17 protein-coding genes are annotated in these 13,846 nt (G+C 43.3%); 12 read left to right on the top strand and 5 right to left on the bottom strand.

Annotated elements, in window-relative coordinates:
- The first annotated feature begins 4 nt into the window (after positions 1-4).
- The 4 genes from thiC to QVD32_RS01015 are packed head-to-tail and all read left to right on the top strand — an operon-like array spanning position 5 to position 4,130.
- Positions 5-1,708 (top strand): phosphomethylpyrimidine synthase ThiC, encoded by a 1,704-nt coding sequence (gene thiC / locus QVD32_RS01030; protein ID WP_021892503.1) that lies wholly within the window; start codon positions 5-7, stop codon positions 1,706-1,708.
- Between the two features lie 29 nt (positions 1,709-1,737).
- Positions 1,738-2,316: a flavodoxin family protein gene (locus QVD32_RS01025; RefSeq protein WP_046413895.1), complete on the top strand. Its 579-nt coding sequence runs from the start codon at positions 1,738-1,740 to the stop codon at positions 2,314-2,316.
- Between the two features lie 15 nt (positions 2,317-2,331).
- A complete protein-coding gene (gene thiH / locus QVD32_RS01020) occupies positions 2,332-3,444 on the top strand; it encodes a 2-iminoacetate synthase ThiH (RefSeq protein WP_021892501.1) in 1,113 nt (370 codons plus the stop codon).
- A complete protein-coding gene (locus tag QVD32_RS01015; RefSeq protein WP_021892500.1) occupies positions 3,441-4,130 on the top strand; it encodes a HesA/MoeB/ThiF family protein in 690 nt (229 codons plus the stop codon). Before thiH ends, QVD32_RS01015 begins: the two co-directional genes overlap by 4 nt.
- 83 nt (positions 4,131-4,213) lie before the next feature.
- Here QVD32_RS01015 and rimM read toward each other — a convergent pair whose 3' ends face one another.
- Genes rimM through tsaB form a run of 5 tightly spaced genes read right to left on the bottom strand, consistent with a single transcriptional unit; the run spans position 4,214 to position 8,049 of the window.
- Positions 4,214-4,732 carry a ribosome maturation factor RimM gene (gene rimM / locus QVD32_RS01010; protein ID WP_021892499.1) on the bottom strand — a complete coding sequence of 173 codons (519 nt, stop codon included), beginning with the start codon at positions 4,730-4,732 and terminating at the stop codon, positions 4,214-4,216.
- On the bottom strand, positions 4,729-5,376 hold the full coding sequence (locus QVD32_RS01005; protein ID WP_021892498.1) for a hypothetical protein: 648 nt from the start codon (positions 5,374-5,376) through the stop codon (positions 4,729-4,731). Before QVD32_RS01005 ends, rimM begins: the two co-directional genes overlap by 4 nt.
- A gap of 4 nt (positions 5,377-5,380) precedes the next feature.
- Positions 5,381-6,685 carry a UDP-N-acetylglucosamine 1-carboxyvinyltransferase gene (gene murA / locus QVD32_RS01000; RefSeq protein ID WP_021892497.1) on the bottom strand — a complete coding sequence of 435 codons (1,305 nt, stop codon included), beginning with the start codon at positions 6,683-6,685 and terminating at the stop codon, positions 5,381-5,383.
- A 49-nt stretch (positions 6,686-6,734) separates the two neighbouring features.
- Entirely contained in the window at positions 6,735-7,334 is a 600-nt protein-coding gene (locus QVD32_RS00995; RefSeq protein WP_021892496.1) for a DUF4290 domain-containing protein, read from the bottom strand.
- 22 nt (positions 7,335-7,356) lie between these two features.
- Positions 7,357-8,049: a tRNA (adenosine(37)-N6)-threonylcarbamoyltransferase complex dimerization subunit type 1 TsaB gene (tsaB, locus tag QVD32_RS00990; protein ID WP_021892495.1), complete on the bottom strand. Its 693-nt coding sequence runs from the start codon at positions 8,047-8,049 to the stop codon at positions 7,357-7,359.
- Positions 8,050-8,213: 164 nt separating this feature from the next.
- Here tsaB and QVD32_RS00985 point away from each other — a divergent pair, with 164 nt between their 5' ends.
- From QVD32_RS00985 to QVD32_RS00950, 8 genes are read left to right on the top strand one after another with little or no spacing between them, the layout of a single operon-like run.
- Positions 8,214-9,086 (top strand): YicC/YloC family endoribonuclease, encoded by an 873-nt coding sequence (locus QVD32_RS00985; RefSeq protein WP_021892494.1) that lies wholly within the window; start codon positions 8,214-8,216, stop codon positions 9,084-9,086.
- The gene (gene gmk, locus QVD32_RS00980; protein WP_008862172.1) at positions 9,086-9,658 is read left to right on the top strand and encodes a guanylate kinase; all 573 of its coding nucleotides are present in this window, start codon (positions 9,086-9,088) and stop codon (positions 9,656-9,658) included. Before QVD32_RS00985 ends, gmk begins: the two co-directional genes overlap by 1 nt.
- A gap of 10 nt (positions 9,659-9,668) precedes the next feature.
- Complete coding sequence (gene nadD / locus QVD32_RS00975; RefSeq protein ID WP_021892493.1) at positions 9,669-10,259, top strand: nicotinate (nicotinamide) nucleotide adenylyltransferase; 591 nt, start codon at positions 9,669-9,671, stop codon at positions 10,257-10,259.
- On the top strand, positions 10,259-10,900 hold the full coding sequence (locus QVD32_RS00970; RefSeq protein ID WP_021892492.1) for a DUF5063 domain-containing protein: 642 nt from the start codon (positions 10,259-10,261) through the stop codon (positions 10,898-10,900). The genes nadD and QVD32_RS00970 overlap by 1 nt, the downstream gene beginning before the upstream one ends.
- A 6-nt stretch (positions 10,901-10,906) precedes the next feature.
- Positions 10,907-11,542, top strand: a complete 636-nt coding sequence (locus QVD32_RS00965) for a 3'-5' exonuclease (RefSeq protein WP_021892491.1) — start codon at positions 10,907-10,909, stop codon at positions 11,540-11,542.
- Positions 11,543-11,554: 12 nt separating this feature from the next.
- Positions 11,555-11,797 carry a hypothetical protein gene (locus QVD32_RS00960; protein WP_008862176.1) on the top strand — a complete coding sequence of 81 codons (243 nt, stop codon included), beginning with the start codon at positions 11,555-11,557 and terminating at the stop codon, positions 11,795-11,797.
- 24 nt (positions 11,798-11,821) lie between these two features.
- The gene (locus QVD32_RS00955; protein WP_021892490.1) at positions 11,822-12,346 is read left to right on the top strand and encodes a hypothetical protein; all 525 of its coding nucleotides are present in this window, start codon (positions 11,822-11,824) and stop codon (positions 12,344-12,346) included.
- A 29-nt stretch (positions 12,347-12,375) separates the two neighbouring features.
- Complete coding sequence (locus QVD32_RS00950; protein WP_021892489.1) at positions 12,376-13,812, top strand: MFS transporter; 1,437 nt, start codon at positions 12,376-12,378, stop codon at positions 13,810-13,812.
- Positions 13,813-13,846: the final 34 nt, after the last annotated feature.

Below are 13,846 nucleotides of genomic sequence, written 5' to 3'. Positions count from 1 at the left end.
TAATATGGACACAAAAAAAATAATCAAAGATTCTTATCCCAGTTCCGAAAAAATATATATTCCGGGGAAATTATTCCCCATACAGGTGGGGATGCGAAAAATAAACCTCACCGACACAGTCACCGTAGAAAACGGAAAACGGATACACACGCCCAACGCTCCCGTATATGTATACGACACCAGTGGGCCTTATACCGATCCCGATATTACGGTAGATATAGACAAAGGGCTTCCACGTCTGCGCGAATCATGGATTACGGCACGAGGCGATGTGGAGCGACAAGACGATATCACCTCGGAATACGGCCGTGCCCGTCGCGACGACCCGTCTCTCGACCCTATACGGTTCAAAAATACTCCCCTTCCCTACAAAGCCAAACCGGGACATGCCATCACGCAAATGTATTATGCCCGACAGGGAATCGTCACGGCCGAAATGGAATATGTCGCCATACGGGAAAACTTGCAAAACGAACAATTAGGCATTAAAAGCCACATCACACCCGAATTCGTGCGACAAGAGATAGCCGCCGGGCGAGCGATTATTCCGGCGAATATCAACCACCCGGAAGCCGAGCCGATGATTATCGGCCGTAATTTCTTGGTCAAATTAAACACCAACATCGGGAACTCTGCGCTATCCTCGGGTATAGAAGAAGAGATCGACAAAGCCGTATGGAGTTGCCACTGGGGGGGCGATACACTGATGGATCTATCGACCGGCGACCACATACACGAAACCCGCGAGTGGATTATCCGAAACTGTCCTGTCCCCGTGGGAACTGTCCCCATCTACCAAGCCCTTGAAAAAGTAAATGGAAAAGTCGAAAATCTGTCGTGGGAGATTTACCGCGACACACTCATCGAACAATGCGAGCAAGGAGTGGACTATTTCACCATTCACGCCGGCGTGTTGAAAGCTCATGCCGATTTGGTGGGCGAACGACTTACCGGAATCGTATCGCGCGGAGGGTCTATTATGACAAAATGGTGCGTCATTCACAATCAGGAAAGTTTCCTGTACACACATTTCGATGAAATCTGTGAAATCTTAAAACAATATGACGTAGCGATTTCTCTGGGTGACGGTATGCGTCCGGGCTCGATACACGATGCCAACGACCGTTCGCAATTCCTCGAACTCGATGTGTTGGGCGAACTCACTACAAAAGCATGGGCTCATGATGTACAGGTCATTATCGAAGGTCCCGGCCATATCCCCATGCACAAAATCAAAGAAAATATGGAAAGAGAACTGAACAGTTGCCACGAAGCTCCTTTCTATACGTTAGGCCCATTGACGACCGACATCGCACCGGGATACGACCACATTACATCGGCTATCGGAGCGGCTCAAATCGCGTGGTTAGGCACAGCCATGATCTGTTATGTAACCCCCAAAGAGCACTTGGGATTACCCGATCGAGAAGATGTACGTAACGGTGTTATCGCTTATAAAATAGCTGCACATGCCGCCGACCTTGCCAAAGGATTTCCCGGAGCACAAATACGCGATGATGCCATGAGCAAGGCCCGGTATGAGTTCCGCTGGAAAGACCAATTCAATTTGGCACTCGATCCCGAACGTGCCCTTGAATACTACAAACAAGGCTCGTTCCACGACGGTAATTATTGTACCATGTGCGGACCAAACTTCTGCGCCATGCGCCTGTCGCAAGATATTACCGACTGTATAGAAAAGGAATGATAAACCTGTTCATGACTCAAACACGTAATATGAAAATATTGATACTAAACGGAAGCCCGAGAAGCAACGGCTTGATAAGCCGAATTTTGGACACGATGGCCAACGAGGCTCGGCAACACCATGCCGAGGTAGAAGTCGTACCGGTGTGCCGGTTAGACATACACCCTTGCACTGGCTGCATGAGTTGCCGCAGTCGCCATAACTGCGTCCTGCCAGAGGACGATGCCCAACGCACCCTCGCCAAAATTGTAGAGGCCGATGCCCTCGTCATCGGATCTCCTTGTTATTGGGGCAACATGAGCGGACAGTTGAAAATCCTGTTCGACCGACTGGTCTACGGCTTGATGGGTGAAAGTCCGAAAGGATTTCCCCTCCCCCTACACAAAGGCAAAAAGGCCGTTATTGTAAGCACTGGTTCCACCCCATGGCCTTTCAATATCTGGTTCAACCAAACCCGAGGTACGGTAAAAGCACTGCGTGAAATTCTGAAATGGAGCGGATTTTCAGTACAAGGTGTCCTGCAAAAGGGCGGAACCAAACAGCACCATGAACTAACCATGAAAGAATTGCAAAAATGTAAAACCCTCATTAAACGACTAACGATTTAAAAAAATTACAAAAAGATGTTTTCCAGTGAATTAGAAAAATATTCTTGGGAAGATATAACTGCCTGCATAGCTTCGAAACGGAGTCGTGATGTCGAAATCGCTCTTGGTAAAGAGCATTTACAACTCGACGATTTCATGGCGCTCGTCTCACCTGCTGCCGCCCCCTATATAGAACATATGGCGGCATTGAGCAGGCTCTATACCCAAGAACGTTTCGGCAAAACGATACAGATGTATGTACCGCTTTATATCACCAATTCATGTACAAACCACTGTGTCTACTGTGGATTCAATCACAATAACCCCATCGCTCGAATTATTCTTACCGAGAAAGAAATCGAAAAAGAATGCCGGGCAATCCGTCAAATGGGACCGTTCGAGAATTTGCTTATCGTAACCGGAGAAAATCCACGCGATGCCGGAGTCGATTATTTGGAACGAGCTCTACAAATCGCACGTCCCTACTTCTCGAACCTATCGATAGAAGTCATGCCCCTCAAAAGCGAAGATTACTATCGCTTGACCCAATCGGGTCTCAACGGCGTGGTCTGCTTTCAAGAAACCTATCATAAAGACCGGTACAAAGTATACCACCCGAAAGGCATGAAATCTATCTTCGAATGGAGAGTAAACGGATTCGACCGCATGGGACAAGCCGGTGTACACAAAATAGGTATGGGAGTGCTCATCGGATTGGAAGACTGGCGTACCGATGTAACCATGATGGCCATACACTTGCAATACTTGCGCAAGCACTATTGGCAAACTCGATATAGTGTCAACTTCCCCCGCATGCGCCCGTCCGAAGGTCATTTTCAGCCCAATGTAATCATGACGGATAAAGAGCTGGCACAGTTGATTTTTGCATTTCGTATTTTCGACCACGACGTGGATATTTCCGTATCCACCCGAGAAAACGCAAAATTCAGAGATCACATCGCCACTCTCGGAGCTACTTCGATAAGCGCAGGTTCGAAAACCGACCCGGGAGGTTATGCCACTTATCCGCAAGCGTTAGAACAATTTTCGGTCAGCGACGAACGGACACCTGCCGAAGTGGAACAAGCTGTCAAAGCTATGGGGTATGAGGTCGTATGGAAAGACTGGGACAAAATATTCGATCGATGAACGAAAGGTATATCCGCCAAACCATGATTCCCGAAATCGGGGAAGCAGGACAGGAAAAATTGAAGAATGCTAAGGTATTGATTGTCGGTATAGGAGGGTTAGGTTCTCCCATCTCTCTATATCTGACCGCTGCCGGAGTAGGACAAATAGGACTTATCGACGATGATATCGTTTCAAAAAGCAACTTACAAAGGCAAATTCTTTATACCGAGGCAGAAATAGGACAATCGAAAGTCGAGTGCGCTTGTCGAAGACTGTCGGCTTTGAACAGTTCAACTCGATTCGAGACCTATCCTAACCGCTTCACCCCCGACAATGCAAATCGACTTGTCTCCGCTTACGATATCATTGTCGACGGATGCGACAATGCTGCGACCCGTTATCTGATCGACGATGTCTGTTCCCGCTTCAAAAAGCCCTATGTATATGGGTCCATTTCGGAATTTCGGGGACAGGTTTCCGTCTTTAATTACCGAGGCGGATCTCGATACAGTGATCTTTATCCCCGCCCCGAAGTTATTCCCCCGGCTCGTCCCGGAGGAGTTATCGGCACTATTCCAGGAATTATCGGCTGCATGGAAGCCGCAGAAGTGATTAAAATCATTACCGGCTATGGCGAAGTTTTAAGTGGGAAACTTTTCCTGCTCGACACACAAACCTTACAACATGAAATCATCGAGATATGATTTTCGTATTATCCTCCCAAAAACGGGCTGTATAAATTGTTATACAGCCCGTTTTTTTGTTTCCATACCGATTATTTTTCGAACTACAAATCCAATAATCCGTCGGGGATATTCAGATACAACTTGCGATTATCTTCGTCTATTTCACAAACAAATTCATCGACAGCCGGTATAAGCAACAATCGCCCGTTATATTCCACTTCAAACAATACATTTTCCGTAGAATCATCGATCGAGACAATCTTTCCCAACTCTCCTTTCTCGCTATCGATCACAGTGAAGCCTATAAAGTAATCTCCCGGAGCTTCATCTTCATTCGATTCTTTGTAATAAGACTTCGGGAAATAAACATCGAGTAAAGTAAATGGACGCGCATCCGCTTCATTATCTACATCTTCCAATTTAATCAAAGCCGTCGTATCGCTCTTAAACCTATATTCCTCGATAAAAAACGGTACGAATATGCCATCTATCTCACATACGATATAAGAACACTCCGTGCGGTCGAACACATCATCGGTAAAAGTAAAAGACAACTCGCCTTTCACTCCATGAGGCTTATTAAACCTTCCTATCCTTATCAATTCTTCCCTTGTAATCATTCTTTCACTTTTATTTCGTCCAAATCCACACCGGTTACAACCGTGTATTTTCCCTCTACCTGCACCCATCGAGAAAGTAAAACTTTTTTTCGGAACTCCCCGATATACCGGTACAGGCTATCGACATATTCGGGCATGGTATAATCGAGAGCTTTGACATGTACATAAATCGTCCAACTGTCACGGGCATCGTAACAAACCGTATCGAACACTGCAACCGTCGGTTCATCGGCCCGGAACCGGCGTATCTCACACAAATAGGCATACAACGAATCTAATAACTGCCGAGAATTTCGTCGGGGAATAACCGTTACCTCGTCGCTCCCGACGGCCTCGACAATCTGTTTCCTCGCTTTTGCCGAATCGCCAAGCACTTGTATCACAAAATGACCTTTTTCATCGACATACGCCGCCCCCAAATATTTTGGGAAATCCTTCCATTGAAAATAAGAAGGATTCTCTCCTATCGCAGCCAAATATTTCCGATACAAACGGTATCCGGTAGAATCGCAAGTCTCCTCTACGGGAACTTCCGTTACTATTGTATCGGAAGTTTTCCCGCCGTCGGCACGCTCCTGTACTTGCTGCGAACAAGAAGACAGGAGCAATCCCGCCACGACAACACAAAAATACCACCCTTTCATCGATCTATAAACGGGTAATACGTGCACCTATTGCATTGAGTCGTTTATCGACATCTTGATACCCCCTATCGATTTGGTCTATATTATGAATACGACTTGTACCCTCGGCACTCATTGCGGCGATAAGCATGGCTATTCCCGCTCGAATATCGGGTGAAACCATATTGGTAGCCCTCAACGTGTGTGCGTGAGCCTGACCGATGACTGCCGCCCTATGCGGGTCACAAAGAATGATTTGCGCTCCCATATCGATAAGTTTATCTACGAAAAACAAACGGCTCTCGAACATCTTTTGATGAATCAAGACACTACCTTTCGCCTGTGTCGCCACAACAAGGAATACGCTTAACAAGTCGGGAGTCAATCCCGGCCACGGAGCATCGGCAAAAGTCATAATCGAACCATCGATGAAAGTCTCTATCTCGTAACATTCATGTTCGGGTATATGAATATCGTCGCCCTGCTGTTCCACGGTTATCCCTAACCGTCGGAAACTATCGGGAATAATTCCCAAATCGTTATACGATACATTTTTAATCGTAATGTCCGAACGTGTCATCGCTGCCATACCGATAAAACTACCCACTTCGATCATGTCGGGAAGAATAGTATGCTCACACCCTTTTAACGATGAAACCCCGTGAACGGTGAGCAGATTAGACCCGATACCTTCGATATGCGCCCCCATACGGTTCAACATTTTTGAAAGTTGTTGCAAATAGGGCTCGCAAGCAGCATTATAAATCGTCGTATCGCCTTCGGCCAATACAGCTGCCATTAGAATATTTGCCGTACCTGTAACCGATGCTTCATCGAGCAACATGTAACTACCCCGCAATTTATCGGCTTTAATTTCATAACGCTGGGCTTTGGAACAATAATTAAATGTAGCTCCCAACTTTTGGATACCGAGAAAATGGGTATCCAACCGGCGTCTTCCGATTTTATCGCCTCCCGGTTTCGGTAAAACGGCATACCCGAAACGAGCCACAAGAGGTCCGATAATCATTACCGATCCCCGCAAAGAAGCTCCTTTTTGAAAAAATTCGTCACTATCGAGATAATCGAGATTTATCTTATCGGCCTTGAAACTGTACGCATTCAGACCTATGCGTTTTACCGTCACGCCCAAATCTCGCAAAAGTTGTATCAAATTATTTACATCGAGTATATCGGGAATATTGTATATCTTCACTTCTTCCGGGGTCAACAGTGTAGCACACAAAACCTCCAACGCCTCATTTTTAGCTCCTTGCGGTATCAGATCACCATTTAAGCGATGCCCGCCTTCAATAATAAAAGATGCCATACTCTCTTTCTCTATTAAGGTTAATGAGTGAAAGATACAAAAAAAGCGGTTATTTACCCGCTTTTTTCGAATTATTTTTTGATTTACGCTGCTGCACGACCGGTTCCCTCACATCTCTCAAATGATATGTGGATGCATCGAGATCAATCACGCCATGTGTATACTCCCGCAAATCTTTCAAAATCTTCTCATCTTCCACCGAATCCTTATTCCATTGATAAAACAACTTTTTCATATGATTCGCCAGCATGGAAACCAATGCACTCCTTTCGGGTCCATCGGGCATCGACTCCGCCTTTTTCAACATCTCTTCCATAATTTTCCCATAATGACGATACTTTATGGGAGAAGCCTGATAAGGAACCGACTCGGGCACGGTATGAAGATTTTCTTTTTTGATGATTTCATACGGATAATCGATATTCAACTTGAAGTCGGACATAATTGCCAAATGATCCCACAATTTGTGCTTAAAGTCCTCGATATCCCGTAAATGAGGAAACAGATTCCCCATGATATTTATAATCGTATTGGCACAACGGGTACGTTCCGCTTTGTCCTCTATGGTCATGCAGTGATCTACCATCTGCTGCACATTGCGGCCATATTCGGGCAACACGAGTCTTTTCAATTCCGAAGTATATTGCATATAATTTCTATTGATATAACTTTTATAATATTTTATTTTTAGGAGTCGTGGCTATAAACTCTTTCAGGTAAAAAGGTTCGAAATAAGCCACGTCTTCAAATTGCCCGTTACGGAAAGCACGCTCGGCCAATGCCAACATATCGGTAGCCAAAGGAACTATTCCTTCTACAAATATGGCATTGCGATGTTTAATCACATCTTTACATTTTGTCGAGCCGTTTCCCGCAAATACAATCCGACGATTGTCCAACAAGTCCGAGAAAGTATGCTCATCGATTACATACGCACCGACAGGAACGACATCATTCAACGCATTATCGAAAACAGCCGAATAGACCTCCATGCGACGGGCATCGATCATAGGACAATATAACACATCTTCCTCAAAATAGTTTCTAAACATGGTCGTACAAGCCAAAAGTTCGAGCGTAGGAACTGAGATGAGAGGAACTTTCAATCCGAAACAAAGACCTTTGGCTTCCGAAACACCGATACGCAATCCCGTATAGGATCCGGGACCGCTACTCACGGCAACCGCATCCACCTTGACTCCTTTATCTCTCGAAAAATCCATAATCTGTTTTACATATACTCCTAACAACGAAGCATGCGAAGGCCCCTCGAAATTCTCGAAATGGCATTGAACGACACCATCGGAAGACAGGGCGGCGGAACAAACAGACGTAGAAGTCTCTATATGTATAATATTCGGCATAATTCAATCCGTAAAGTATGATTTATCTCCCGATATCCGGTCGGAAAGGCGATAAACCAACGATGTAATCAACGTTAACGAGTGTACAAAATTAGCTCTTTTTTTTCAATTTATTGCTTTCTCATCGGAATTAAGATTAAATTTGCAAAAACATTTACAGACTTATGATACAATCGATGACCGGTTTTGGTAAAGCCGTAGTGGAATTACCGCATAAAAAAATAACTGTTGAAATAAAATCCTTAAATAGTAAACAACTCGATTTATCGACCCGTATTCCTCAGCAATACAGGGAAATGGAGATGGAAATTCGATCCGAAATAGCCAAACGTCTGGAACGTGGGAAAGTAGACTTCTTCGTATACAGCGAAGCTATCGGCAAGGAAGCTTCTGCCCAAATAAATATTCCGGTTTTGGAAGGTTATTTCCAACAAGTCAAAGAAGCCTCGATCAAATTAGGTATTGCGATGCCCGACGATTGGTTCTCCATCTTGTTACGTCTGCCCGATGTCATGAGTTCCGAAAGTCAGGAAATAGACGAAGTAGAACTCAACGCTTTGAGAAAAGCAGTCGACCAAGCCATCTCTCAATTGGAAGAGTTCAGAATTCAGGAAGGAGCCATGTTGCAACACCTTTTTGAAGAGAAAATCGCCAACATAGCTCATTTGTTACAAGAGGTAGAACCTTATGAAAAAGAGCGCATCGAAAAGATAAAAGGTCGGATAATCGACGCTTTGAACAAAATCGACAATTTCGATTACGACAAAAACAGATTTGAACAAGAGATGATTTTCTACATCGAGAAACTAGACATCAATGAAGAAAAACATAGACTAGACAATCACTTGAAATATTTCCTCGAAACCCTGCAATCGGGCAAGGGGCAAGGCAAAAAACTCGGATTTATCAGTCAGGAAATGGGACGTGAAATCAACACACTCGGGTCCAAATCGAACCATGCCGAGATGCAACGCATTGTCGTGCGTATGAAAGACGAGTTGGAACAAATCAAAGAGCAAGTACTAAATGTAATGTAATGGAACAAAGAGGTAAACTCATCATCTTTTCGGCCCCCTCCGGTTCGGGTAAATCCACCATCATACAATCGTTATTGAATCGCGATTTGAACCTGTCATTCTCTATCTCCGCCACCAGTCGTGCTCCGAGAGGGACTGAGAAAAACGGCGTCGAATATTATTTCATCACACCCGATGAATTTCGCGAACGTATAGCGAACGACGAATTTCTGGAATATGAAGAAGTCTATGCCGGGAAGTTCTACGGCACTTTGAAAAGCGAAGTGGAACGGATTCTCGACTCGGGGAAAAATGTTATTTTCGATGTCGACGTTGTCGGCGGACTCAACATAAAAAAATATTACGGAAACCAAGCTCTCGCTTTGTTTATCCAGCCACCCAGCATACAAGCGTTGGAACAACGATTGAAAAACAGAGCGACAGATACCCCGGAAGTTATAGCTCATCGGATAGCGAAAGCTGAATACGAATTGTCGTTCGCACCAAAATTCGATAAAATCATAGTGAACGATATTTTGGAAAAAGCCCAAGAAGAGGCATACCGTTCAATAAGACAATTTCTCGATAAATGATAAGTAAAACATGCAACCGATAAAGACAGCCTTTTTCTCCGGGACGTTCAATCCGGTTCATACCGGCCACCTCATATTAGCGAACTACTTGTGCGAATATGAAGGATTCGACGAAATATGGCTGTCTGTGTCTCCTCAAAATCCTCTACGAGAAAAATTGTCCTCGAATAATGATAGACAACGAATCGAAATGTTAAATATGGCCGTGAACGGCAATTCTAAGATTCGGACGACCGATATAGAATTTACCCTGCCCCGCCCCTCCTATACGATTCAAACACTCGAAGCCCTCAGAAAGAAGCATCCCGAAAGAATATTTACTTTGATTATCGGTGCAGACAACTGGCTTTCATTCAACAGATGGAAAGACTATGATAAAATTATCGAAGAGTATCCCATTTATATCTATCCGCGCCGGGGTTACGACATAGACGAAAGGTCGCTGCCTGCAAACGTAAAATTGTGTCATGCTCCTATCATAGAAATTTCATCGACCCAAATACGACAGGGAATTTCAGAAGGGAAAAATATGAACTATTTTATACCTCGACCGGTATACGATTATATCATAAATCACGGACTTTATAAAAATAAAGACTAATGGACGAACGTATTTATTCAAAAAATATCATCGAATTTGTAACGGTCAGTGCCGAATATTGTGCTTTTATCGAACGTGTTCCGGAATTGGAGAAAGAAGAATTTCTCGATAAAATCATAAAAATACTACCATTGCTATATCTGAAAGCAACACTATTAACACCGGAAGAACCCGAAGAAGATGGATTCTCCGAAAAATTCGTCACAGAGAATATGTACGAGAGCGTTCGGGAAAACATAGAAAGTCTATTGGGGGAAGACGACAGTTATCTGGAAGTTTTTCAAAACGATATGAAATACAGTGAAACCCCGATAATAGCCAATGTTTCGGAAGCCCTTGCCGATATTTATCAAGACTTGAAAGATTTCATTTCGGTATATCGCATGGGAAATGAGCCCCAAATGCTCGAAGCTCTTTACATTTGTTTCGAAAATTTCATTACATACTGGGGGCAACAACTAGTTAACGTACTCCGAGCATTACACAACATAAGATACACTCTGGATAACGATGATGATGAATGTGACGACAATTGCGACTGTGGACACCATCATTCTCACTCCGATAATTACACCGATATATTCGGTCATCAACAAGAGAACGGAGATATTCTCGACAAGTTGAACGATGATTTGGATTAAAAAATTATGGAGAACGATACACCCAATAAAATAAAAATCAGTAAAGAAATCATTGCTACTTTACCCATAGAAACATTTCCGGGGAAAATAGTCGTAATCGATAATGAAAGAGATGCCGATAATGCAGTACTCCAACTAAATAACGAAAGAATTATCGGATTCGATACAGAGACTCGGCCAACTTTCAAAAAAGGAAAAAGCAATCATGTAGCACTTATCCAATTATCGACCCACGATACGTGTTATTTGTTTCGTATAAATCGCATAGGATTTACACCTGCGATTAAGAATCTGCTCGAAAACGAATCCCTCTTGAAAGTAGGAATATCGCTCAAAGATGACTTCTGTATGTTGAGTCGGCTAAACGGCGGACAATTTATACCGAAAAATTTTATAGAATTACAAAAATTCGTGAAGAAATACAATATCGAAGATCAAAGTCTACAAAAAATCTATGGTATAGTTATCGGGAAAAAAATTTCCAAAGGGCAACGATTATCCAACTGGGAAGCCGATCATCTTACCGAAAATCAACAACTTTATGCAGCGACCGATGCTTGGAGTTGCATAAAAATATACGAAGTTTTGAAATCTGGAAAATTCAAATCTCCCATATATAAAATTCAACCCTCGTCTTTATAAAACTACAATATTATGAAACGATACGACATTATAGCATTGCTCTTGGTTATTTATTTGGCTGTGATGGCCTACTTCGGCAGAGGTATGCTTTTGAGCGGAAATTACTGGGAATATTTTAGTATCATCGGTGTTACTTTACTCGTCATTTTCATACTCAGATGGGCAATGAAACGTAGAGAAAAAATCAGAGAAGAACGAAGGAAAAAGCAAGACGCCTCTGAACGAAGAACCCTACGAAACGACAATATATCATAAACCATAAATAAAATTCATCGGACTATGACAAAGAAAGTACTATTAACCTTTTTGGTTATATGGTTGTTTTCGAACACCGGTTCGGCTCAAATCCTAAAAAACACATGGATCATCAACCCTCAATTAAGCGGCTTTAATTTAGGCAGTACCCACACGGAAGATACGGGCAAAGAAACGTTCGACCTCGGACTAAAAGTCGAAGCAGGTAATTTCATTGCCAATAATTTGGCTATTCTTGTCGGGATCGGCGGTGACTTCGCATGGAATAAAGAGTACAAAGACAATAGCATCGATATAATGGGAAGCATTAGATATTATACGCTCACGACTCTGTTTCTCGGCATAAACGCAGGATACACCCATGCATGGTATAAACCCAAAGGAAGTGATTCTCAATGCAGAGATTACCTATATGTCGGAGCCGAGCTGGGATATGCGATTTTCGTGAGTCACAACATATCTCTGGATCCGGCCGTATATTGGAAGCACAGTTTTACCGATAAATTCAACCAGTACGGAATAAAAATGGGACTTTCTGTCTATTTCTAAGAAGTTAATATATAAAACACATAAACACAATGACTGAAAAAATGAACCAATTGATGAAGGACGTCCCGGCTATACGATGGACAGCCCTTATTCTACTGGCAAGTGCCATGTTTTTCGGGTATATTTTTATGGATATACTATCGCCTTTACAAGAACTTTTGCAAACATCAAGAGGGTGGTCTCCCGATGCCTATGGACACTATGCCGGTTCTGAAACATTCCTGAATGTATTCGTATTCTTTTTAATTTTTGCGGGTATCATTCTCGATAAAATGGGGGTTCGCTTCACGGCTATTCTTTCCGGGGCTGTTATGCTCGCAGGGGCATCCATCAACTATTTCGCTGTCAGCAATGCATTTATCGGTAGCGGAGCAGAATCTCTCATGAACCGATTTATGAATTTACCTTTGGAATGGTGGAACATCACCCCGTTTTACGAGGGCATGCCTGCGTCGGCTAAAATGTCGGCTATCGGTTTCATGTTCTTCGGTTGTGGCGTAGAAATGGCGGGAATTACAGTTTCCCGCGGAATTGTCAAATGGTTCAAAGGAAAAGAAATGGCACTCGCCATGGGGGTAGAAATGGCTATTGCCCGTGTGGGAGTCGCCGTAGTCGTCTTAGGCTCTCCGGTCTTGGCCAATAAAATCTCTCCTATCGATGTATCTCGTCCTGTTCTCGTAGCAGTTATATTACTGGCAATCGGACTCATCTGTTTTATCACTTATGCCTTCATGGATAAAAAACTCGAACGACAGATGGGCGAAAGCGGTGAGGAAAAAGACGATCCTTTCAAATTAAAAGATCTCAAACTCATTTTTTCGAGCAAAGTATTCTGGTTAGTAGCTCTTCTTTGCGTACTCTACTACTCGGCTATTTTCCCATTCCAAAAATATGCAATCAATATGCTGCAATGTAATTTAGGATACACAGCCGAACAAGCCGGTTGGGTATTTTTCGTATTCCCTTTGGGTGCAGCGGCTATTACTCCCATTTTAGGAAATTTTCTCGACCATCGTGGTAAAGGAGCTACTATGCTCATCTTCGGTGCACTGCTAATGATCGCCTGCCATTTGGTATTCGCATTGGTGTTGCCGACCCTGAAAGGTACTACCGCAGCAGTTATCGTCGCCTATTTATCTATCATATTATTGGGAATCTCTTTTTCATTGGTTCCAGCTTCTTTATGGCCGTCCGTCCCCAAACTTGTAGACAACAAACTATTAGGTTCGGCGTACGCCGTTATTTTCTGGATTCAAAACATAGGATTATATGCATTCCCCATGATTATAGGTGCAGCATTGAGAATCTCGAATCCCGGCATAACCGATCCGTTACAATACAACTATACAACCCCTATGCTTATATTTGCAAGTTTAGGTGTGTTGGCTCTTCTCTTCGGGTTATGGTTAAAAGTTGAGGACAAGAAACGTGGATACGGGCTCGAACTTCCCAATATTCAAAAATAATGATAAAAGAAAAAGAATAATACATTAGTTATTA

The sequence above is a fragment of the Barnesiella sp. genome (assembly GCF_022723415.1).
GTDB classification, from domain to species: domain Bacteria; phylum Bacteroidota; class Bacteroidia; order Bacteroidales; family Barnesiellaceae; genus Barnesiella; species Barnesiella intestinihominis.
Note: the sequence above shows the minus strand (reverse complement) of the source record. Positions and strands in the feature narration are given on the sequence as shown.